This is a genomic window from Amycolatopsis stemonae, from assembly GCF_054781455.1.
Genome location: NZ_BAAGUJ010000018.1, coordinates 1 through 21154, shown reverse-complemented (window position 1 = coordinate 21154; position 21154 = coordinate 1). Strand labels below are relative to the sequence as shown.

16 protein-coding genes and 2 pseudogenes are annotated in these 21154 nt (G+C 69.9%); 9 read left to right on the top strand and 9 right to left on the bottom strand.

Features of this window, described 5'->3' with window-relative positions; translation table 11 throughout:
• Window positions 1-126: 126 nt before the first annotated feature.
• Window positions 127-942 (bottom strand): isocitrate lyase/PEP mutase family protein, encoded by an 816-nt coding sequence (locus tag ACYVLJ_RS40835; RefSeq protein ID WP_451974574.1) that lies wholly within the window; start codon window positions 940-942, stop codon window positions 127-129.
• A 21-nt stretch (window positions 943-963) separates the two neighbouring features.
• Window positions 964-2349: an AlkA N-terminal domain-containing protein gene (locus ACYVLJ_RS40830; protein ID WP_460442724.1), complete on the bottom strand. Its 1386-nt coding sequence runs from the start codon at window positions 2347-2349 to the stop codon at window positions 964-966.
• Window positions 2350-2507: 158 nt separating this feature from the next.
• Between ACYVLJ_RS40830 and ACYVLJ_RS40825 the strand changes: the two genes are divergently transcribed.
• The 7 genes from ACYVLJ_RS40825 to ACYVLJ_RS40795 all read left to right on the top strand — a co-directional run bounded on the left by ACYVLJ_RS40825 (window position 2508) and on the right by ACYVLJ_RS40795 (window position 8016).
• Window positions 2508-2804 carry a putative quinol monooxygenase gene (locus ACYVLJ_RS40825; protein ID WP_451974578.1) on the top strand — a complete coding sequence of 99 codons (297 nt, stop codon included), beginning with the start codon at window positions 2508-2510 and terminating at the stop codon, window positions 2802-2804.
• A 234-nt stretch (window positions 2805-3038) separates the two neighbouring features.
• Window positions 3039-4256 (top strand): MFS transporter, encoded by a 1218-nt coding sequence (locus tag ACYVLJ_RS40820; protein ID WP_460442723.1) that lies wholly within the window; start codon window positions 3039-3041, stop codon window positions 4254-4256.
• Between the two features lie 200 nt (window positions 4257-4456).
• Entirely contained in the window at window positions 4457-5773 is a 1317-nt protein-coding gene (locus ACYVLJ_RS40815) for a helix-turn-helix domain-containing protein (RefSeq protein ID WP_460442722.1), read from the top strand.
• A gap of 204 nt (window positions 5774-5977) precedes the next feature.
• Window positions 5978-6547, top strand: a complete 570-nt coding sequence (locus ACYVLJ_RS40810) for a hypothetical protein (RefSeq protein WP_451974584.1) — start codon at window positions 5978-5980, stop codon at window positions 6545-6547.
• Window positions 6548-6631: 84 nt separating this feature from the next.
• Complete coding sequence (locus tag ACYVLJ_RS40805) at window positions 6632-6778, top strand: hypothetical protein (RefSeq protein WP_451974586.1); 147 nt, start codon at window positions 6632-6634, stop codon at window positions 6776-6778.
• An 89-nt stretch (window positions 6779-6867) separates the two neighbouring features.
• A complete protein-coding gene (locus ACYVLJ_RS40800) occupies window positions 6868-7662 on the top strand; it encodes a dimethylarginine dimethylaminohydrolase family protein (RefSeq protein WP_460442721.1) in 795 nt (264 codons plus the stop codon).
• A 147-nt stretch (window positions 7663-7809) separates the two neighbouring features.
• The gene (locus ACYVLJ_RS40795) at window positions 7810-8016 is read left to right on the top strand and encodes a hypothetical protein (protein WP_460442720.1); all 207 of its coding nucleotides are present in this window, start codon (window positions 7810-7812) and stop codon (window positions 8014-8016) included.
• A 143-nt stretch (window positions 8017-8159) separates the two neighbouring features.
• On the opposite strand, the gene ACYVLJ_RS40790 is transcribed toward ACYVLJ_RS40795, so the two are convergent.
• The 4 genes and pseudogenes from ACYVLJ_RS40790 to ACYVLJ_RS40775 all read right to left on the bottom strand — a co-directional run bounded on the left by ACYVLJ_RS40790 (window position 8160) and on the right by ACYVLJ_RS40775 (window position 15749).
• Window positions 8160-8429, bottom strand: a complete 270-nt coding sequence (locus tag ACYVLJ_RS40790; RefSeq protein WP_460442719.1) for a hypothetical protein — start codon at window positions 8427-8429, stop codon at window positions 8160-8162.
• 28 nt (window positions 8430-8457) lie between these two features.
• Window positions 8458-9138, bottom strand: a pseudogene (locus tag ACYVLJ_RS40785) (radical SAM protein); the annotation flags it as partial.
• A complete protein-coding gene (locus ACYVLJ_RS40780) occupies window positions 9051-9554 on the bottom strand; it encodes a hypothetical protein (RefSeq protein WP_460442718.1) in 504 nt (167 codons plus the stop codon). The pseudogene ACYVLJ_RS40785 and the gene ACYVLJ_RS40780, both read right to left, overlap by 88 nt.
• A 3-nt stretch (window positions 9555-9557) precedes the next feature.
• Complete coding sequence (locus ACYVLJ_RS40775; RefSeq protein ID WP_460442717.1) at window positions 9558-15749, bottom strand: PA14 domain-containing protein; 6192 nt, start codon at window positions 15747-15749, stop codon at window positions 9558-9560.
• Window positions 15750-16146: 397 nt separating this feature from the next.
• Here ACYVLJ_RS40775 and ACYVLJ_RS40770 point away from each other — a divergent pair, with 397 nt between their 5' ends.
• Window positions 16147-17817 (top strand): DUF2079 domain-containing protein, encoded by a 1671-nt coding sequence (locus ACYVLJ_RS40770; RefSeq protein ID WP_460442716.1) that lies wholly within the window; start codon window positions 16147-16149, stop codon window positions 17815-17817.
• Window positions 17818-17823: 6 nt separating this feature from the next.
• Here the strand turns inward: ACYVLJ_RS40770 and ACYVLJ_RS40765 are convergent, their stop codons facing one another.
• A complete protein-coding gene (locus ACYVLJ_RS40765; RefSeq protein WP_460442813.1) occupies window positions 17824-18090 on the bottom strand; it encodes a hypothetical protein in 267 nt (88 codons plus the stop codon).
• A 34-nt stretch (window positions 18091-18124) separates the two neighbouring features.
• Window positions 18125-19231 carry a dual-specificity RNA methyltransferase RlmN gene (gene rlmN, locus ACYVLJ_RS40760; RefSeq protein WP_451974600.1) on the bottom strand — a complete coding sequence of 369 codons (1107 nt, stop codon included), beginning with the start codon at window positions 19229-19231 and terminating at the stop codon, window positions 18125-18127.
• Window positions 19232-19358: 127 nt separating this feature from the next.
• Between rlmN and ACYVLJ_RS40755 the strand changes: the two genes are divergently transcribed.
• A complete protein-coding gene (locus ACYVLJ_RS40755) occupies window positions 19359-19955 on the top strand; it encodes a hypothetical protein (protein ID WP_451974602.1) in 597 nt (198 codons plus the stop codon).
• On the opposite strand, the pseudogene ACYVLJ_RS40750 reads toward ACYVLJ_RS40755, so the two are convergent.
• Window positions 19948-21030: pseudogene (locus tag ACYVLJ_RS40750) on the bottom strand (transketolase-like TK C-terminal-containing protein); the annotation flags it as partial. The gene ACYVLJ_RS40755 and the pseudogene ACYVLJ_RS40750 overlap by 8 nt on opposite strands.
• Between the last annotated feature and the right edge of the window lie 124 nt (window positions 21031-21154).

Sequence of the window (21154 nt, the reverse complement as noted above, 5' to 3'; positions counted from 1 at the left end):
GGAAGTGATTGAAGCCAGCGCATTAATTGATGGAAACGGTTGTCCACCAAGGAAAATCAATGGACCGTGAACGGGAGTGGACACGAAAACGGGCCGCGACCCCGGTCGCGGCCCGTTCGCCGGTGCTCAGCGGGTGACGGCGCCGTTCACCGCCCCGAAGTCGAGGCCTCCTTCGAGCGCGCCGTAGGTCCCGTGCTCGAGCAGCTCGGCCGCGGCCCGCCGCGCGACCCCGTAGGCGGCCTGGGCGATCGCGGTGCCGACGCTGACCCGGCGGACGCCGACCGCTTCCAGCTCCGCGACGGTCGGCGCCCCCGGCCAAACCATCACGTTGACCGGCAGCGGGCTCTCCTTCACCAGCCCCTTGAGGATCTCCAGGTCGACCAGGCCCGGCACGAACAGGCTGTCCGCGCCCGCTTCGGCGTAGGCGGCCGACCGCGCCAGGACGTCGTCGACGCGGCCCTCCGGCTCGCCGATGCCGAAGAGGTAGACGTCCGTGCGGACGTTGATCCACAGCTCGGGCAGGCCGGCCGCCGTCGCCGCGGCGCGGGCCGCGCGAACCCGCTCGGCCTGCTCGGCGACGGCGAAGAGCGGGCCGCCGGGCGCGGTCGAGTCCTCCAGGTTGACGCCCACCGCGCCGGCCTCGACGATCGCCCGGACGGTCGCCGCGACGTCGTCGTAGCCGCCTTCGATGTCGGCGGTCACCGGGACGTCGACGACGCGCACGATCCGCGCGACCAGCTCGGCCATCTCCGCGCGCGTCAGGCCGTGCCCGTCGGGGCGGCCCGCCGACCAGGCGACCCCGCCGCTCGTGGTGGCGATCGCCGGCGCACCGGCCCCCGCGACGAGCGCCGCGCTGGCGGCGTCCCAGGCGTTCGGCAGCACCAGCGTGCCCTCGTGCAGGGCGCGCAGCTTTTCGGCGAGCTCCCGCCGGTTCGTGGACATCCGTTCTCCTTTTCGGGGTGGTCAGCCGGCCGGCGTCGGCAGGCCGGCGGTGATCAGGTGGGTGGCGGCGAACGCGCGCCACGGGTGCCACGCGGCGGCCAGCCGGCCGGCGTCGGCCGCGGGGTCGTGGTCGAGCACTGTCGTCTCGAGCGTGCGCTCGGCGGCCGGGAACGCGTCGGCGTACCCGAGCCGCAGCGCGATCTCCTGGGCGGTGCTCTGCTCGATGCCGGGCAGCGCCGTCAGCGCGGCGGTGCAGTCGGCCAGGCTCGCGCCGGGGTCGAGCAGGTGCTCGTCGGCGGCCGCGGCGGCGGCGAACGCGCGCAGCGTCCGCTCGGTCTTCGCGGGGAGCCGGGCCGCGGACAGGTCCGCCTGGGCCAGGGTCTCGGCCGAGGGGAACAGGTGGGTGAGACCGTGTTCGAGGCCCGGCACGGCCTGGCCCGCCGCCTCGACCAGCGCGGCCAGCTGCCGCCGCACCCGCGTGCGGACGCCGTACTGGCTCAGCACGGCTTCCACGCCGACCTCGAAGAACCCCCACGCGCCGGGCACCCGCAGCCCGGGCCGCGCGCGCAGCAACGGGCCCAGCACCGGATCGCCGGCGAGGGCGCTCACGGCCGGGGCGGTGTCGGCGTCGACGCCGAACATCCGCCCGACGCGGTCGACGACGTGGATCAGGCCTTCCCAGAACGGCATGTGCGCGGTGAGCAGCAGGTGGTCGGCCCCGCCGAGGCGCACCTCGATGACGCCCGCCTCGCCGTCGAGGCTGATGGTGCGCCGGTACACGCCGTCGAGCACCGACTCGACGCCGGGGACCGCGCGTTCGGCCAGGAACCCGCTGAGCGCGGCCCAGTCCAGCGGCGGCGCGAACGGCAGCCGCAGCATCAGGCCACCGTCCGCGGCGAGGCGGTCGGCCTTGCGCCGCCGGTTGCGCAGCTCGACCGGCGAAGCGCGGAAGACCAGCTTCATGTCCCGGTTGAACTGGCGGAGGCTGCCGAACCCGGACGCGAACGCGATGTCGGCGACGGTCAGGTCGGAGTCGTCGAGCAGCCGCCGCGCGAAGTGCGCCCGCCGCGAGCGGGCCAGCCCGTCCGGCGTCACGCCGAGGTGGTCCCGGAAGAGGCGGCGCAGGTGCCGCGGCGACACGGCCAGCCGCTCCCCGAGGGCCGCCTCCGTCCCGGTGTCCAGCACCCCGGCGATGATCAGCTGCACCGCGCGGCAGACCAGCTCGGGCGCGTCGGCGCCGACCGGGCCCGCGACGCGGTAGGGGCGGCAGCGCAGGCACGCCCGGAACCCGGCCGCCTCGGCTTCGGCGGCGAGCTCGAACGTCTTCACGTTCTCGGCGAGCGGCTTCGCCCCGCACCCGGGACGACAGTAGATACCGGTCGTGACCACGGCCGAAAAAGTCGTCATGCCCCAGGTTTAGGCGATCGGCCACCACCCGCGCTAGCCACATCCGGACACGTCGATCGTGTCCGGATGTGGCCGGACGCGCTCCGACCTGCCCGGCAGAGTGGTTCCCGACCGGCGGCGCGCCGACCGCGCACCGCACGACAAGAGAGGTTCCCCCCATGCTGGCGAAGGTGTTCCCCATCCCCCTCAAGCCGGGCAAGCAGGCCGAGGCGGAGCGGCTCGTGCAGGAGTTCGCGCCGCTCGGCCCCGGGCAGGAGGACGGCACCGTGTCCTTCCGCGTGTACCGCGACCCGGCCAAGCCGGACTACCTGCTGTTCGTGGAGCATTTCGCCGACCAGGCCGCCTACGACGCCCACACCGGTTCCGCGGCCTACAAGGAACTGATCGCGGGCAAGTTCGCGGACCTGATCACCGAGTTCGTCGAAATCGATCACGAAATGATCGTCGGTCTCTGATTTTCCGATACCGGCCGGATGCAGCAACCGCTGCGTCCGGCCGGGCGCGGGTAAGACGAAATCCGCGACAACCGCGTCACCCTCCGAATCTTCAGTTGCCCACATCACGCCGGAATTGATTTTCCGGCGGGGACAACTCTGCCGGTCAACCGGCCAGGCCGCTGCAATGAAGAAGCCGTCACCCCGGATCAAGGGGCGGCACCCCCTCTTCGCAAGCCACCTGGAGGCTCGGCCGTGACCACCACCGAAAAACCCGCCGGCGTGCGCGCCGTCCTGCGCCGGACGCCGGCGCCGGTGCGCTACCTGCTCGGCGGCGTGCTCGTCAACCAGCTCGGCGCGTTCGTGCAGACGTTCATGGTGCTGTACCTGGTCTTCCGCGGCTTCTCCGCGGGCCAGGCGGGCGTGGTCATCGCCGCCTACAGCATCGGTTCGGTCCTCGGCGGGCTCGTCGGCGGCGAGCTCGTCCACCGCGCCGGGCCGCGGGCGACGATCGCCGCCGCGATGTCCGGTTCGGCCGCGATCCTCGCCGTCGTCCCGGTGTTCGGCCGTCCCGCGCTGTTCGTCCCGCTGATGGCCGCGATGCTCCTCGCCGGCCTCGCGACCCAGGCGTACCGGCCCGCGGCGGCCGTCCTGCTCAGCGAGCTGATGCCCGACGACGACCGCGTCATGGGCTTTTCGATGATGCGGATCGCGCTCAACCTCGGCGCGGCGCTCAGCCCGCTGGTCGCGGCCGGGCTGATCCTCCTCGACTGGAACCTCCTGCTGTGGTTCGACTCCGCCACCGCGGTGCTCTACGCGGTCATGGCGCTGCGGCTGCTGCCCGACCGCCGGGTCGAACGCGAGCCGGCGACGCGCGAAAAGAGCGGCACCCGGGCGGCGTACGCGACCTTGCTGCGCGACGGGCGGTTCTGGTTCTTCCTCGCGTCGGTGCTGATCGGCTCGGTCATCTACGTCCAGTACACGGTCTCGCTGCCGCTGAAGATCACCGCCGAAGGCCATTCCGCCGGCCTCTACAGCGTCGTGCTCGTCACCGCGTCGGCCGTGCTGATCCTGTGCGAGCTGAAGATCACGTCGTACGTCACGCGCTGGCCGGGCCACGTCGCCGCCACCGCCGGGACCGTCCTGATGGGCCTGGGGGTCGCCGGGTTCGGCATCAGCGGCGGCTCGGCCGTCGCGCTCGTGCTGTGCACGGTCGTGTTCGTCTTCGGGATCATGATCAACGGGCCGACGATGTTCGCCTACCCGTCGACGTTCCCGGCCGCCGTCAAGGCCCGCTACATCAGCGCCCACCAGGCGACGTTCGGCCTCGGCATGGCCCTCGGGCCACTGTTCGGCGTCGCCGCGTGGGTCGCGCTGGGCAACGGCGTCTGGTGGGTGTGCGGCGTGCTGGGCCTGGTCGCGGCGCTGTGCGCCCTGCTCGGCATGACGGCCCGGCGCCCGGCCGCCGCCTGAGCCGGCCCCCTCGACGGCCGCCTGCCGCGCGCGGGCGGCCGTCGAACTTTGCCCCCATTCGCCGGATCGGCGTAAACAAGTACCAGGAATAATCGCAAACCGTCAACGTGATACCCGAACGGGCTAACAAGGCCGCCAATGAGCGGAAGAGACACCGACCGCGAAGAGCGACGCTGAGTGAGAAGGGGAAAGGGATTCACATGGGCAGACCAGAAAAACCCGTCAACACGTCCGGTGGCATCGCCACCCAGTTCGCTCGCGAATTGCGGGAACTGCGCGCCCGGGCCGGCAACCCGACCTACCGGGAAATGGCGCGCTCGGCGATGTTCTCGTCGTCGGTGCTCTCCAGCGCGGCGAGCGGCAACCGGATGCCCTCGCTGCAGGTGACCCTCGCGTTCGTCGCCGCGTGCGGCGGCGACGACGAGGCGTGGCGCCGGCACTGGCACGCGGCCACGAGCGGCTATACGCAGCCCCCGTTCGGGGGCCGCCGAAGAAGACCCACGCTGTTCCAGCGCCGCGGCACCCCGCCGCACCCGGCGCAGCTACCGCAGCGGCCGCGGGGGTTCACCGGACGGACGACCGAGCTGGCCTGGCTGCGGTCCCCGCGCGACACCCCGGTGGTGATCAGCGGCCCGGCCGGCGTCGGCAAGAGCGACCTCGCCCTGCACTACGCGCACTCCATCGCGGCGGAGACCGACGGGCAGCTCTACGCCGACCTCGGCGGCCTGCGCCACGGCGGCGGCGCACCGGCGGCACCGGCACCCGCGGACGTCCTCGACGGCTTCCTGCGGGCCCTCGGTGTCGACGACGACCAGCTGGCCACCACGTTCGACCACCGCGCGGGCCTCTACCGCACGCTCCTGGCCGAACGCCGGCTCGTGGTCGTGCTGGACCACGTCCGGGACGAGCACCAGGTGCGCCCGCTGCTCGCCGAGACCACCACGAGCACGACGCTGCTGGTCAGCCGCAAACGGCTGCTGGGCCTGCGCGACGTCCACCGCCTGCAGCTCATCCCGCTGCCGCGCGGGGACTCGATCGCGATGATCACCGCGGCGCTCCCGCACCTGGCCGTGTCCGCCGGGCCCGACTGCGACCGCCTCGCCGAGCTGTGCGGCGACCTGCCGCTCGCGCTCGACCTGGCGATCCGGAAGATCGCCTCACGGCCGCGGCTGACCCTGCGGCGGGTCGTCGAAGAATGGCGCCTGAACGGCAACACGGTCGACTGGCTGAGCGTCGGGGACCTGTCCCTGCGCGATTCCCTGGCCTCCGCCTACCGCACGCTCGGCCCGGCGGCCCGGGAGCTGCTGGAGCTGCTCGCGCAGACGCCGCCCGGCGAGCTCGCCGCGTTGCCGCCGGCACCGGACGAGCTGACCGAGGAGATCGCCGACGCCGGGCTGCTCACGCACGCCGACCCGTACCTCCACGGCGTGTCGGCACCGGTGCGCGAATTCGTGCTCGGCATCGCCCAAACCGGCGAGCACGACCTCCCGGCCCTCGCCGGGCCCGTGTCCGCCTAGACCCGGACGGTCCGGCAACGGCGCCGCCGTCCTCGTCGTCTCCTCGTTCGCCCCGGTTTGATTTTCCTTTCCGGACAACGCTCCCAGCCAAGTCCGCGATGGCCTGTAATCAGCACAGCACGGATTTTCCGCTGACGCAGGCCGGTTTCGCCCCGGTCGTTCCGGCGGAGCCCGTTCCCACGGCTTTCCCGGAAGGACAAGGACATGCTCGACAACGGCATCCCGGTGCGGGTCGCCCCGCCGCTCGCGCCGCGCCCCAGTGCTCTACGACGCTACGGGGCCTATTACGCGATGTCTGCTTCGATCATGCTGCTCGGCGCGGCGATCTGGCTGTCGACGCAGCTGCGGCCCACGACGGCTTGGCACGACGTCGCGTTGTTCGCGCATCTCGCGTCGCTCGTGCTCGGCTTCGGCGCGGTGCTCGTCGCGGACTACTTCTTCGCGCTGTGGGCGTTGGGGCGCCTGGCGTTCGGCGAGGCCGTCCACAGCGCGTCCCGGCTGCACCTGCTGGTGTGGGGTGGTTTGACGGGCCTGGTCGCGAGCGGCGCGCTGCTCTCGCCGGACCTCGGGTCCGCGGCCACGGTGGTGAAGCTCTGCCTGGTCGGCGTCCTGGCCGTCAACGGCGTGCGCGCGACGGTACTGGGCAAGCGCATGGCGCTGGTCGAGGGCCCGGTCCCGGCCCGCCTGCTCGTCCAGGGCGGGCTCACCACCGCGGTGTCCCAGCTGTGCTGGTGGGGCGCGGTCGTCATCGGCTTCCTCAACGCCACGCGATGAAGCTGTCCGGATCTGGCCAGACCCGCGGGCCCGTCCCCGGGCACCCTGAAATCCGTTGTCCCGCATCACCTACAGGGAGAAGAAATGATCGCCAAACTGGTCCGTGCCGTGAGCTCGGCGATGCGGCCGTCCCCGTCCGCCACGACGGTCGCGCAGCGCATCGAAGCGGCCCGGTCGCAGCCGGACTACCTGATGACGATCGAGCTGTTCCGGCTGCGCGGCCTGGGCTGACGCCGCTCACTCGCTTCGTCGGCCGCGCGCCTCCCGGGCCCGGGTTCCGCCGCAGGCCCACCCCGCCCGTCCGACGAAACGAGTGACCCATGACCCACCAACGGCTTTTGATGTGCTCCGCGCGTTATTTCCGCATCGACTACGAAATCAACCCGTACATGCACGTCGGCGTCCAGCCGGACGTCGACGCCGCGATCGCGGAGCACGAGAACATCGTGGAGGCCCACCTGGCGGCCGGCCGCAAGATCGAGTTCGTCGACGCGGACCCGGCGTGCCCGGACATGACGTACACGGCGAACGCGGCGGTGGTCCGCGGCGACCGCGCGGTGCTGGCGACGCTCCCCCCGGAGCGGGCGGCGGAAACCCCGCACCACCGGGCCTGGCTGGAATCCCACGGCTTCGAGGTCGAGTCGACGCGCTACGCGTTCAGCGGCCAGGGCGACGCCCTGGCGTGCGGCCCGCTGCTGCTGGCGGCCCACGGCCAGCGCACGGACATCCGCGCGTTCCGCACGCTGGCCCGGCTGGACTACGAGATCGTCCCCCTGCGGACGACGAGTGCCCAGTGGTACGACCTGGACCTGGCGGTGGCGGTGATCGCCCCTTCGGTCCTGGCGTACAACCCCGCGGCACTGGACGCACCGAGCCTGCGCACGTTGCGGGGCCTGGGCGTGGAGCTGATCGACGTGGCTCCCGCGGAGGCGGCGGCATTCGCGCTGAACCTGATCAGCGACGGCCACACGGTGACGATGACGTCGGGCGCCCCGCGGCTCGCGGCCGACTTGCGATCGCTGGGGCTGACGGTGACGGAGCTGGACACGACGGAACTCCGCAAGGGCGGCGGCGGAATCCGCTGCACGGCGTTGACGTTGGACAACCCCGCCTGACAACCGGCGCCTGGCGAGCCCACGGCTCGCCAGGCGCCGCTTCACCACCCGCGGCCGAGAGGCCTGCCTTACGGTGATCGGCATGGCGAGTGGCGAGGGTTCGCGTCCGCGGTGTGGCTGCTGACAGCGTGGTCGGAACGGGCGGCCGTGGCCCGCACACACGCGCTGCAGGAGCAGATGGCCGAGGACACCCGCCTGGACGCCGCGGAACGGCGGCTCGCGGAGCTCTACAGCCCGGCGGTCGATCAGCTGGGCTCTGAGCGGCTGGCGGTACAGTTCGGCGGGCTGTACGCGTTGGACCGCCTGGGGTCAGAGCAGTCCGGGCCAACAGCTTCGACGCCGTGGACTATGTAGTGGCGACCGCGTGCGACCTCGACGGCGACCGGCTGTACGCCTGGAACCAGGTGATCGCCCCGATGCTGGCGATCGCCCACCTCACCTACGGCGGCCCGGAGACGGCAATCGGCGAACTGCTCGCGCTGGCCGGTCGAACCGGGTCAGCGGTCAAGCCACGGAGCGAGCAGCTTCTCCAGATCAGCGTCCGACAACGCCCGCGGCCCGCCGTGGAACTCGTGCCACCGCGACGCGTCACACGCCGCCGTGTACTCGACCTCGAACGCGCGCATCCGCACGTACATGAACGTCACCGAGCTGAACCGATCGCCCAGCAGCGTCCGCGCCTCGCGGGCAACCTGCGTCGCGTCCGTGAAGTACGAAAGTTTCAATGATTCCGCAGCCGGGTCCAACAGGCTGGGGGCATATATCACGACAAAATCTCCATCATCGAACCGAAAATCAGCCTTCGGCGGCCAACTGGCCGCACGCCGCGGCGATGTCCTGGCCTCGGGTGTCCCGGACCGTGCAGGCGACGCCGCCCGCGTTGACCAGCCGCACGAACTCGCGCTCCACAGGCTTCGGCGACGCGTCCCACTTCGACCCCGGCGTCGGGTTCAGCGGGATCACGTTCACGTGCACCAGCTGACCCAGGTGCTTCCGCAGCCGCTTGGCCAAAAGCTCCGCCCGCCACGGCTGATCGTTGATGTCCCGGATCAGAGCGTACTCAATGGACACCCGCCGCCCGGAAGTGTCCGCGTAGTACCGCGCCGCCGAGAGCACCTCGTCCACCGACCAGCGCTCGTTCACCGGCACCAACGTATCCCGCAGCTCGTCATCCGGCGTGTGCAGCGACACCGCGAGACGCACCTGCATCTTCTCGTCCGCGAGCTTCCGGATCGCCGGCGCCAGACCCACCGTCGACACCGTCACCGAACGCTGCCCGATCCCCAGCCCACCCGGAGCCGGATCCGTGATCCGGCGAACCGCGGCGACGACGCGCTTGTAGTTGGCCAGCGGCTCACCCATCTCCACTCTTTTACAACTGAGGTGGTTCAGGCCGGCCTGAACCGCCTGTAAACCACTGGAGGCCAGCCGAGATCGTAGGTCCCCCAGTTCAGCGCCGCCGTTCCGCAGTAGGCCGGGATGGTCAATCTTTCGTAGAGCGGGAGCCTCAAGTACGAGTAACCGGATCGGAGCGAAGCCAGAGTGTGGTGGACGAGCGCGACCTCGTCCAGGACGGGCTTGGTGCCCGCCTCGCCGCGCTCCTCGACGGACGAGAGCCTGCTTGCGAGTTCGTCGGGCGCTCCGTCGAACTCGTACAAAACGTTGGCACCGCCGATCCGCAGGATTCCCAGCGACGATTCAACGATGATCTCGAGCTGAGGCGTTCGCCGGTCAGCGTGTGAGAGCGTCAAGATCTCCTGCAAACCATCAGAAGCAGTCTGCCGCACGGTGACCTGGAGCGCGGTACCTGGGAGCCGCGTGTTCAGCGCGGCTCCCAGGGCGGTCGCCCACTCGTGAGATTGTTCGGCGGGATCGAGATCTGTCCATGCCATGGGTCAGTAACGCCTGGGCCCCTTCATGATGTGGTAGTGCCGGAACCGCTTGCTGAGGAACGGCAAGCCGACCCGGAAAGTCGAGTTCTTGGGGTGCTTCCCCACACTCCAGCCTATCCTGAACACCTTGGCCGTCCTCTTGTTCCACGTTCCGGAATGACCGGCGCCCCGGTAGGCGCTGCGGATCGAGTTCGGCATGGCCGAGCTCGAACCGAACCTCCGGCTCATGAAACCCATCGTCCGCGTCTTGGCGACGATGTTGCCGACAAGGCGGGTATACCTCGTCACGCCCCACGTCACCGCTCCCAGCGCGTAGGAAATACCGGCCGCGACGTTCCCCTGCGCGAAGTTGCCGGCCGACGCCACGGCGCTGGCGACGGCTCCGATCGGACCGGGGATGAAGGACGCGACTTCGGCGACCTTGGTGACGACGCTCACCGCGGCCTTGAGCCAACCCCACATCTTGCCGTCGAGATCCTGCGCGTTGATCGGATCGCCGACGACGTAGTCGTAGTCGTTGGCGGATCCGCCGTCGACCGGGTCGACGGACAGGAAGCGCCCGAGCAGCGGACTGTAGGGACGTGCTCCCATCTGGACCAGCGACAGCGCGCCTGTGTGTTCGTAGGGCCGCTGGTACTGGCCGAGCCAGCCGTAGTCCATCGAGCCCGGCGAGTTGTCGGGCACGTTCTGAGTGTCGACGGAACCTGCTGCGTCGAGCGGCTGGCCGTAGGGATCGAAAGCGCGCAGGCCACCGGCCTGCCGGCCCGCTGCGTCAGTCGTCAAGACCAAGTCGCCGCGGACGGACGGGTGATCGTAGGTCGGGGTGAACGCCCCGTCCGAACCGACTTTGCTGACGTACAGGACGCCACCCGGGAGGGTGAGAGACAAGCTGGTGAGCCTGCCGTCGGCGTTCATGGTCAGATCGGCGGTGTCGCCGTCGCCGGTATAGCCGTAGCGGACGGCCGTGTTGTTGTCGCAGTCGTGCGGATCGCGACGGACGATGCGGCTGGTCGCGTCCCGGACGTAGCCGATGTCGGCGTTAAGAGCGGCGTTCGGCCCGACGGTCTTCACGCCGATGTTGCGATCGGAGCCGTCCCAGGTCAGTGACGTCGTGCTGCCGTCCGCAGCTTTCCAGCCCGTCGTGTTGCCGTCCGCGTCGTAGCCGAACGAGCCGAGGGCGGTGGCCCCTTCGGTGGAGATCAGCCGGTCGGCGGCGTCGTAGCAGTAGCGCGTTTCGGCCGTTCCGGTGGAGGTTTGGTCCACCAGCCGCATGCGGTTGGTGTTCAGCCCGGCATTCGCCTGCGTCCCCGTCGGGCACGAAGCGGATGCGGCCGCGGTGTAGTCGTAGGTGTAATGGTGACCGGCGACATAGGCCTCGGTCAGCCGCCCGACACCGTCGTAGACGTAGTTCGGCGCGTTCGGCCGGGCATCGTTCCCCGCGAGCGACTCGTCGATGATGGTTCCACCGGCGGTCCTGCCGACCTGGGAGACCACCTCCTTGCCGTCGCCGGTCTTCCAGCCCAGGCTCAGGACCCGGGCACCGTTGTCCTTGGCGATGGACCCGAGCGCGCTGCCGTTCCCGTATGTGACTGTCGCCAGCTCGCCGGCAGGGTCGTAGCCGGCGGTGGCCAGCACCTGACCGTCGAGTTTTTGAGTGACGACACGGCCTGCGTCGTCGTAGGTGGGCGTGATCGTGTGAGCGGCGTCAGCCGGGTTCGGCGGCGTGACCGTTGACGAGCTGACCCGGCCCACCTGGTCGTAGGCCGTCGTGGTGCGGACGCCGTTGACATCGGTGTACCCGGTGACCCGGCCGAGGAAGTCCGTCGTCGTCGTGATGACGCCCTTGTCGTCGGAAACCGACGTGGTCAGCGGGTTACCCCCGACCGCGTAGTCGTGGCTGACGGTGCGAGCGGGCGCGTCCTGGTTGGCTGGCACGTTCTCCTGCAGCGGCCGATCGCGCGCGTCGTAGCTGGTGCAGGTCCAGGGACCGCCGGTCGCTTCGGCCACGACACGTCCGGACGCGTCGTAAACCTGTTCGTCGACCCGGGCCGGTCCGGCCGCGGGCGCGGGAGCCGTCGTCAGCTTCGGCATGCCGCCTTGGTTGATCGCGGGCGTTCCCGGCTGGCAGGGGTTGACGCGGGTTTCGGTGTCGCCGTAGTAGGCATAGGTCGTCTTCGCCCCGGTCGGCATCGTCTTGGCGACCTTGCGGAGGTAGCCGGCACCGGGCGCCTCGTAGGAAGCCCCTCCCGACAGGTTGAGCCCGCTCGGGTTCGCCTGGCTGGAACTCGCCAAGCCGTAAACCGGGTCAAGACCGTTCTCTCCGTACTTGGTCGCACCGATCTTGTCCTGGACTCCGCTCGACTCCGCCGAACTGGTCGATGTCTTCAACCCGTAGCGAGGGAGCAACTGACTGCCCGGGACCGGTTGCTGGGTCCCGGAAGGCGTGGTCCAGTGCAATTCCAGCTGCGCGGTCTGATCGAATTCGTAGTAGTCGATACGGATTCGCTTCGTCTGGCCGGCGCTGTCGGTGTGCACAACACCTTGCCGCCACGCGGGTGTCGTATTGCGCCAGTCGTCGATGATCAGCTGGTCGTCGATCCAGACCCGGACTCCGTCGTCGGCGAGAAGACGCAGCGTGTAGTCGCCGGCCGCTGGGAAAGCGATGTCACCGGTCGCGCGCAGTGCGAAGTGGTCCGCCGGGATGTTCGCCACCGGTGCTGCGGTGTCCCAGTTCTTGACCAGCGTCCCGTCCGCGGTACCGAGGCCCGTGGTGTAGGTCTTCGGCGCGCCGGTGAGCTGGTCGTTGTCGTACCAGGCCACCGACAGGCCGTTGATGCCCTCGTCGTAACCGTTGTGCGCGTGCCCCATGCCTCCCGGGCACGCAGTGGGCAGCTGTCCGGTGAAGCACGAACCCGGCGCGGGACCGTAAGTGTCGACCGCACGATCCGCATAGTCGTAGACAGTGGTGGTTTTGCGTCCGGCGGCGTCGGTCACCGACAGTTGCAGATCCTTCTGGTTCCACTCCTGTGCAGACGTCTTGCCGGCGCTGTCGGTCACCGAAAGCGCGCGATCCGCATCGTCATAGGTGACCTTCGAGAAGAACCCGGATGCCGGCGTGATGCCCGCGACGTCCGTGAAGGTTTGGCGGTTGGCCTGGTCGTACCGGTACGACCGGCTGGGACGAGCCTGACCGATCGCCGGCGCCGACGAGGCCACTGTCGTCACCTTCGGCTTGGTGCCAGTGTCGTAGGTGATCAGGTTGGTTAGGTCGCCTTCGTACGACTTGCGGTTGGCACTGTCCGCGGCGATCCAGTCGTTGGCCAGGCTTCCCCGAGTTCCGGCGAGCAGGCCCTGCGCGTTGTAGCCGTAGTCGCTGATCTCGGCGCCCGGATCCTCGATCCGGCCGAGCTGGCCGGTTCCGACGTACCACAGCCTCGTCTCGGAGCCGTCCCAGTAGGTGATCCGGCAGAGCATCTGCGACGGCGGGAGGCTCGCGGCTCCTGGCGGCGGAGTGGTACCGCCGTAGCAGTCGTCGCCCAAGCGGTTGTAGTGCAGGACGTGGGACCGCTGCGAAACCGGGTCTTTGATCTCCCGCAACCGCGACGGGTTGCCGTCGTAGATGTACTGGAGCGCCGCCGGCTTCCGCGAATCCGTGGTCGCGGTCTGGCTTTCGAGCTTCCCATCGGACCGGAAGGCGAAGACCTGGCCACCATCGGTGAGCGCCACCTTGCCGGCCGTGTCCACCGCGAGGACACCGTCCTCGTTCGACGGCGGGGTATAGCCACCGGTGCTCTTCTTGGTCCAGGTGTGCTTGGCCCCGGATGCGTCGGTGAGCACGACGTTCTGGTCGGTGACCTTGGCTTCCGTGTAGCTCGCGCCGTCGCCGTCGAGGTCGGCCGAGAGAGTCCAGCCCTGTGGCAGCACCGGCAGGTCACTGGTGTAGAGCCAGTCGGCTGGCACGATCTGCGATGCGACGGTGGTGTTGTCGGTGGTGTGGACGAACAACCGCATCTTGGCCGCGCCAGTCGCCTCGGCGTTCTCCACCTTGATCGGCACCCGCTGGCCCGCGGTGAGCGAGACGTTCGTCGCCTGGGTCCAGTTCAGGTCACTGGGGGTGCCGACGTCATAGACCTTGCCGCCGTTGATCCACACGACCGCGCCGTCGTCGTGGACGCCGGCGAACTGGTATGTGCCGGTGACCGGGGCCTGGAAGAAGCCTTCCCAGCGGGCGACGAACCAGTCCGCCGGCAAGGCCGGAGCGAACGGTGAATCGGTGCCCCAGTCGACGTTGACCTGCGGCTCCGTCCGTACCAGTACGGGCTGCTGGGCGTCACTGATAAGGCCGTTGTGCGACAGGTCGACGAAGTAGGACGCCTTGAGGCCCTTGTTTTCTCGCTGCTGCGAGTTGTAGGTGAGGGTTAGTCCGGCGTTGCCACCGACAGTTGTGAACGTGGGGCTTGCCTGCGACGTCGTCACGTTGCCGTTGGCGAGGTTGACCATTACCGGGCCGGCGTCGTCGGTGGGCGAGGGTCCGTGGTCGCCGATCCGCTGGTCGATCTTGAAGTGGCCCACCCATGTCGGGGTGATCGTCGTGGTGCCGCTATAGGTCATCGCCTGCCAGGTGTAGGCGACGCCGTCCTGCAGAATCCCCGCTGGAACTGTCCAGGTCGGGGTCGTCAGGCAGCCGGACTCGACCACGACGCCAGACTTAGCGTCGGCGCCGGTGGCGATGCGGAAGCAGTACTTGACCTGCTCGCCGTCCGGGTCGGTGACCGGCTTGACCGACAACGTCGGGGTCAGCGACGTCGACACCGTGCCGTCCGCCGGCCCGACCAGGGTGGTCGCCGGGGCCGGGGAACCGGTGTCGACGGTCAGGGTCGCATTGAGGTTCTTGTACGTCCACGTACCGGCGTTCTCCGCGCCGATCATCATGAAGAAGACCGAGCCGTCGCGGGCGTTGACGCGGTCGCGGATGAACCCGGTCATGCCTTCGCCGACGAAGCTGCCGACGTCGCCGACCAGCGCGCTGGTCATGTAGCCGCCGACGCCGTTGTAGTTGAACGCCGAGGCGTGGTAGAGGTTCGCGTTCCACGTCTTGAGCGACCCGACCACGCTGGTGTTGCGGGTCAGGTCCATGCGCGCGCCGACCACGGTCTTGCCGAACAGCGGCGAGTAGTCCATGTGGAAGACGCTGCGGTTGTAGGTGTCGCCCTTGGCCTGGCTGTTACCGATCCGCAGGCCGCAGGCGTCACAGTTGGTGCCGTCTGAGCGGTAGGAGTGCGACTCGGTGACGCCGTAGGTGAAGGTCGGGTCGACGGATACCGGGTAGACGCGCTTGGGGTCGCGCAGCCAGTTCGAGTCGACCGCGACGGTCAGCCACCAGTCCGCGCCGGCCTTGTCCAGGGTGTAGGTGCCGCCGGTCATCGCCGGGGCGGTCACGCCGTTGCCCGCCGAATCCCAGGTCTCGATCGGCGGGAGAACGATCTTCGCCGCGCCGGTCTTGTCGGCGAGGGTGACGGATCCGTTCCTCTCCAGCTTCGGGGTCAGGTCGCCCGTGGTGAGCTTGAATTTCCAGGACGAGCGCCCGTCGGCCGGGGGCCGCTTGAGCTTGATCGTCTCCTTGACTGCGCCCGGCGTGACCTCGTAGTCCAGGTCCGTGCCGACGGTGACCTCGGGGTAGGTGACCGAGTCGCCCTTCACTGCGGCCGCAGTGGGCGCGGCCTGATCGAGGGCCAGGCCGGCGGTGTGACCGCCGGACTCGACCTGCAGCACCGCGGCGTCGTTGGCCTTGGTCGCCAGAGACGGGCTCAGCGGGTGGTTGTCGGCGTCGGCGCGCTTGGTCGCCGGATCCGTCTCGAGGGTGGTCTGGACCGGCCGCCACTGACCGTGCTCGTCCTGCACGTTCATCGGCTGGTTCGACTGGCGCACCGAGCGCGTGCCATCGGCGTTGACGTACTCGGTGGTGAACATCGTCCACGACACCGGCGTCGAGCGCTGCGGATCGAAGTGCGTGCCCGCTCCGCCGTCCAACCGGCTCTGTGCCGCGAAATCGGCCTTCGATGGCGCCTGCGGGGCCACCGGCGCGGGTGCGGCCGACGGCAGCAGGCCGACCTCGCGCGGGTCGATCGGCTTCGGCGCATCCGCGCCCCGCGGCGGAGCCGCGATCGCTTCGGTACTGCCGACGAGCAGGGTCATCGTGAGGGCGAGCACGATCGCTCTGACCCAACGGACCAGATGGACAGGACGCGACAACCGCAGCACGGCCAGTTCCTCCCCCGGCGACCCGGCGTCTCGCCGCGGTCGCCCCCAATGGCCCGCGGAGCACAGCTTGCCGCCGCGGGATAGTGCCTGCCGGGCACTCCAGACACGTAGTGCCGGGTCTACCCGGGGGTCGGGAATTCTCATCCCTCGCCCGCACCCTGCATCGCCACAACCTCACACTGCCGTTACACCGGCCAAATGAGACGAAGGGCACAATTGCCAACACGGCCTGGATCCAGTACACCCAGGTCGTCGCCTTGTCAGCGACCGGTCACCGGCTACCATGCCAGCCGATCTCCAGATCCCGTGTATCCCGTTCTGCAGGAGACCCATGCCCGAGCAAGCGCTCGCCGACGCCGCCGTCACCGCCGAGATCCCGCGCACCACCGTGCAGGTCCGCGGGACAGCCTCGCGCCGGCTCGGCATCGCGGCGCTGTGGGTCTTCGCCGCCGTCCCCGCCGCGTTGGCTCTCCTGGCCGCGGCTCGCGCGCCGAAGATGCACGTGCTCCTCGACTACTGGCACGTCTTCGCGAAGATCACCGACGACAACGGCAATCTTCTGCTCGGCCAGGTCTTCACCTACCACCTCGACCAGCCGTTCGTCGTGCCGTCGCTGCTGTTCTACGCCGACGCCGCGTGGTTCGGCGGTGACAACCGCGTTTTGACCGTCCTGACGATCGCCCTGCTCACGGTCGCGGTGTTCGCGCTGCACACCATGCTTCCGCGGCACCTGAACGCGACGACGCGAGTGACCTTGACCGTGACCATGTCCTGGCTGTTGTTCAGCTCCCACGCCACCGAACTGTGGCTGCAGAGCACGAACGGCATCAGCTGGGTCCCCGCGGTCACGTTCTGCACGATCGCCGTCGCCTGTGCGCACCACGGTCGGCCGATCACCGCTTACGTGGCTGCCGTGCTGGGCTGTCTCAGCTTCGGCGCCGCGCTGCCGATCTGGTTCGTGATCGCCGTCGTCGCCTGGTTGCGCAGGGAACCCCGGCTCCGCGTCGTGGTCCTCGTGGTGGTCGGCCTGGTCGTCCTCGCAGCCTGGTGGTTCACCAAGCCCGCAGGAACGCAGTCCGGGGCGACGTCCGCCTTCGACCCGGACGGACGCGTTTCCGTCATCGCCGCCGCCGTCGGCGGACTGTGGTCGGTGGACATCGCCGTACTCGCGGTCATCGCGGGCGGACTGACCGTCGCCCTGCTCGTCCTGCTGCTGCGCCGGACGGTCACCGAGCGGCCGGCCACGGACGCGGGATGGGCGGGACTGGCCTGCTATGCCTTCGCGCTGGCCGCGATGCTCGCGCTCGGGCGGACCACGACCAACGTCCCCGGGGGTAACGTCGGCCTCATCAGCCGATACGTCCTAGTAGCGGCGCTGGCCACCATCGCACTGCTCGTACTGACCACTTTGCACCGTCCACAGTGGTCACGGCGGTACCTCGTCGTGGCGGTTGTCGCGCTCTCCCTGGTCACCCATGCCATCGGCGGCGGCAAGGCCGACGAAGTGCGCCGCAGCTACGCGCCGCTCAGTCTGTCCGCGATCGCCCTCCGCGTCGACGCACCCGCGGCTCTGGAGCAGCTCCACATCCAGCGCGCCGCCGCCCCAGCCGCCCGCGCGTTACAGGCCTACCCCTTCAACGACAGCTTCACGCTCGGTTGCCACGGCCCCGAACTGGGCGGCCACTTGGATCCGACGACCGCCCAGCCGGTGTCTGCCACCGGCTCCGGCACGGCACACGGAGCACTGGACGCTCCCGCCACCGACGCGGGCGCGATCATCACCGGCTGGGCCGTCGTCGACGGCACGCGCCCGGACTGCGTGGTCATCACCGACCAGACAGGCACGATCACCGGCGGCGGCACCACAGGTCTGCCGCTCACCGCAGGCCAAACCGCGACAGCCCCAGCCGGCGCGACCGCGTGGCAGGCTACGGGTGGCACCGCGAATGGCCCGATCACCGTGCTCGCCGTCCAAGGCGGACACCTCTACCGGCTCAGCTGAACCGGGTCAGCGACCAAGCCACGGAGCCAGCAACTTCTCCAGATCTGAGTCCGACAACGCCCGAGGGCCGCCGTGGAACTCGTGCCACCGCGAAGCATCCCGCGCCGCGTTGTACTCCACCTCGAACGCGCGCATCAGCACGTACATGAACGTCACCGAACTGAACCGCTCACCGAGCAGCGTCCGCGCTCCACGGGCGACGTCCGTCGCGCCGGTGAAGTCCGCGAGCCGAAGCTCCTCCGCAGCCGGATCCAACAGGCTGGGGGCATACATCACGACAAACACTCCATCATCGACACGAACAAAATCAGCCTTCAGCCGCCAGCTGACCACAGGCCGCGGCGATGTCCTGGCCCCGGGTGTCCCGCACCGTGCACGCAACCCCGCCGGCGTTTACCAAGCGCACGAACTCCCGCTCCACCGGCTTCGGCGACGCGTCCCACTTCGACCCCGGCGTCGGGTTCAGCGGAATGACGTTGACGTGCACCAACTGGCCCAGGTGCTTGCGCAGCCGCTTCGCGAGCAGTTCAGCCCGCCACGGCTGGTCATTGATGTCCCGGATCAGGGCGTACTCGATCGACACCCGCCGTCCCGACGTGTCCGCGTAGTACCGAGCCGCGGAAAGCACCTCATCGACAGACCACCGCTCGTTCACCGGAACCAACGTGTCACGCAGCTCGTCATCCGGCGTGTGCAGCGACACCGCGAGACGCACCTGCATCTTCTCGTCCGCGAGCTTCCGGATCGCCGGCGCCAGACCCACCGTCGACACCGTCACCGAACGCTGCCCGATCCCCAGCCCACCCGGAGCCGGATCCGTGATCCGGCGAACCGCGGCGACGACGCGCTTGTAGTTGGCCAGCGGCTCACCCATGCCCATGAAGACGATGTTCGACAGCCGACCCGGGCCGCCCGGCATCGTGCCGTCGCGCATGACCGCCGCCGCCGAGCGGACCTGGTCCACGATCTCCGCCGTCGACAGGTTGCGATCGAGGCCGCCCTGGCCGGTCGCGCAGAACGGGCACGCCATGCCGCAGCCGGCCTGGCTCGAGATGCACAGCGTCGCACGGTCCGGGTAGCGCATCAGGACGCTCTCCAGCAGCGTGCCGTCGTGCGCGCGCCACAGCGTCTTGCGCGTCGCGCCCTTGTCGGCCTCCAGGGCGCGGACCTCGGTCAGCAACGTCGGCATCAACGACTCGACGAGCCGCGAGCGGGACGCCGCCGGGATGTCCGTCATCTCCGCCGGGTCGACCGTCAGACGGGAGAAGTAGTGGTTCGACAGCTGCTTCGCGCGGAACGGCTTCTCCCCCAGCTCGGCCACAGCGGCGGCGCGCTCGGCCACGGTGAGGTCGGCGAGGTGGCGCGGCGGCAGGCCACGCTTGGGGGCGTCGAAGACGAGCGGGAGGGCAGTCATAACCTGACCAGTGTCCCACGCGCCCACCAGCCCCGCCCGGGCCGCCCTGGCCGGATGTATGCCAGGTCACCGGCGAAACCGGGAGGGCCGTCCGGGAGTCCAACCCGCGGACGAAAGAGGTGAGCCCGTGTCCTTCCGGCACAGCGTCGTGGCCGTCGCGGTGGTGCTGAGCGCCGCCGCCTGCAGCACGTCGACCGCGGGGCAGGCGCAGCCCGTCCCGACCGTGACGAAGGTGGCCGGCCCGCAGGTCGTCGTCGGGACCATGCACGTCGCCCTGCCCGTGGGGGCGAAGTACACCGACAAGAGCCAGGACGGCCTGCTCGACGGCTGCGTCGGCGAAGGCTCCGCCGTCTGCGAAGCACGGCTCCTGGACCTGCGCGAGGCGACGTCGGACCCCAACGCGCCCCTCAACCTGCCCAGCTCGAAACGGCCCTTCGGCTGGTACACCGGCACCGACGTCCCGACGTGCATCACGCCCGCCTCGCCGCCCGGCGACGGCTCCGAGGCGACCGGCAGCAACCTCGTCGAGTCCGGCTTCAAGCCGATCGGGCCCAAGAAGGCCGAGTACGGCCACTGGCAGGTCACCTGCAAGGACGCGAGCCAGAACCACGAGGTCCGGATGTGGTGGCTGCCGACGAGCAAGATCCTCGTCGTCCAGTACGGGACCTCCGCCGGCCGGGACGCGGCCACGGACGCCATGCTGGCGGCCGCGACCTTCAGCTGACGGCGTCCAGCGCGGCCCGGATGATCGCGTCGGTGTCGATGCCGTGGTAGCGGTAGACGTCCTCTAACGACCCCGACTGCCCGAACCCGGTGACGCCGAGCGCGACCGACGGCCCCCGGTTGACCCCGGCCAGGAACGCCAGCGTGTGCGGGTGCCCGTCGAGGACCGTCACCAACGGGCGAGCCCGCGAAGCCGGGAACACCTGGTCGAGGATCCACGACTCGCCGCTCCCCCGGCCCGACCGCGCCTGCAGCGCCTCGAACAGCAGGCCCGGGCTGGTCACGCAGACGACGTCGGCCTCGACGCCCACCTGCGCCAGCCGCTCGGCGGCCGCCAGGGTGTCCGGCACCAGCGCGCCCATCGCCACCAGCGTCACCGCCGGCGAAGCGGCGCGGCGCAGCAGGTACGCGCCGGCCACGACCTGGCGGCGACGGCGTTCGCGCGCCGCCGGGTCGGCGGGCACGTCGGCCAGGGTCTGGTCGACCGGGCGAGTCGAGAGCCGGAAGTACGACGACGTGCCGCCCGGCTTGCCGAGCCGGCCGAGCGCGGCCAGCAGCGTCCACTCGGTGTCGATCGCGAACGCCGGCTCGTAGCTCACGCAGCCGGGCTGCTCGATGCCGATCGACGGCGTGGTGATCGACTGGTGCGCGCCGCCTTCCGGAGCCAGCGTGACGCCCGACGGCGTGCCGATGAGGATCGACTGCCCGCCCGCGTAGATGCCGAACGACCACGGCTCCAGCGCGCGTTCGACGAACGGGTCGTACATGACGCCGATGGGCAGCAGCGGCTCGCCCCAGCGGCTCCAGGTGGCGCCCAGCTCGCCCAGCAGGCCGACCAGGTTCGTCTCGGCGATGCCCAGCTCGACGTGCTGACCGGTCGGCTTCTCGCGCCAGTGCATGATCGTCTCGGGGTCGTCCTCGAACCAGTCGCGTCGTTCGGTCGCCGACCAGACGCCGACCTTGTTGACCCAGCCGCCGAGGTTGGTCGTCGAGCTGACGTCCGGGCTGACCGTGACGACGCGCTTCGCCGCTTCGGGCGCTTCGCGCGTCAGGTCGAGCAGCACACGCCCTAGCTGTTCTGTCCGGGGAGGTTGCGATCGTGGCGACACGTGACCGGATGATCTTGGCATAAGGGAGGGCCTCCGGGTTCGGTGTGGATTGCGACGTCTACACCGATCAACGGAGGCCCTCGTGACCCAC

Coding starts and splice junctions, on each gene's coding strand:
- ACYVLJ_RS40770 (WP_460442716.1), top strand. CDS start 16,147: ATGCCCGAGCAAGCGCTCGCCGACGCCGCCGTCACCGCCGAGATCCCG.
- ACYVLJ_RS40780 (WP_460442718.1), bottom strand. CDS start 9,554: ATGGCATGGACAGATCTCGATCCCGCCGAACAATCTCACGAGTGGGCG.
- ACYVLJ_RS40825 (WP_451974578.1), top strand. CDS start 2,508: ATGCTGGCGAAGGTGTTCCCCATCCCCCTCAAGCCGGGCAAGCAGGCC.
- ACYVLJ_RS40775 (WP_460442717.1), bottom strand. CDS start 15,749: ATGACCCTGCTCGTCGGCAGTACCGAAGCGATCGCGGCTCCGCCGCGG.
- ACYVLJ_RS40805 (WP_451974586.1), top strand. CDS start 6,632: ATGATCGCCAAACTGGTCCGTGCCGTGAGCTCGGCGATGCGGCCGTCC.
- ACYVLJ_RS40815 (WP_460442722.1), top strand. CDS start 4,457: ATGGGCAGACCAGAAAAACCCGTCAACACGTCCGGTGGCATCGCCACC.
- ACYVLJ_RS40810 (WP_451974584.1), top strand. CDS start 5,978: ATGCTCGACAACGGCATCCCGGTGCGGGTCGCCCCGCCGCTCGCGCCG.
- ACYVLJ_RS40830 (WP_460442724.1), bottom strand. CDS start 2,349: ATGACGACTTTTTCGGCCGTGGTCACGACCGGTATCTACTGTCGTCCC.
- ACYVLJ_RS40835 (WP_451974574.1), bottom strand. CDS start 942: ATGTCCACGAACCGGCGGGAGCTCGCCGAAAAGCTGCGCGCCCTGCAC.
- ACYVLJ_RS40800 (WP_460442721.1), top strand. CDS start 6,868: ATGACCCACCAACGGCTTTTGATGTGCTCCGCGCGTTATTTCCGCATC.
- rlmN (WP_451974600.1), bottom strand. CDS start 19,231: ATGACTGCCCTCCCGCTCGTCTTCGACGCCCCCAAGCGTGGCCTGCCG.
- ACYVLJ_RS40765 (WP_460442813.1), bottom strand. CDS start 18,090: ATGTATGCCCCCAGCCTGTTGGATCCGGCTGCGGAGGAGCTTCGGCTC.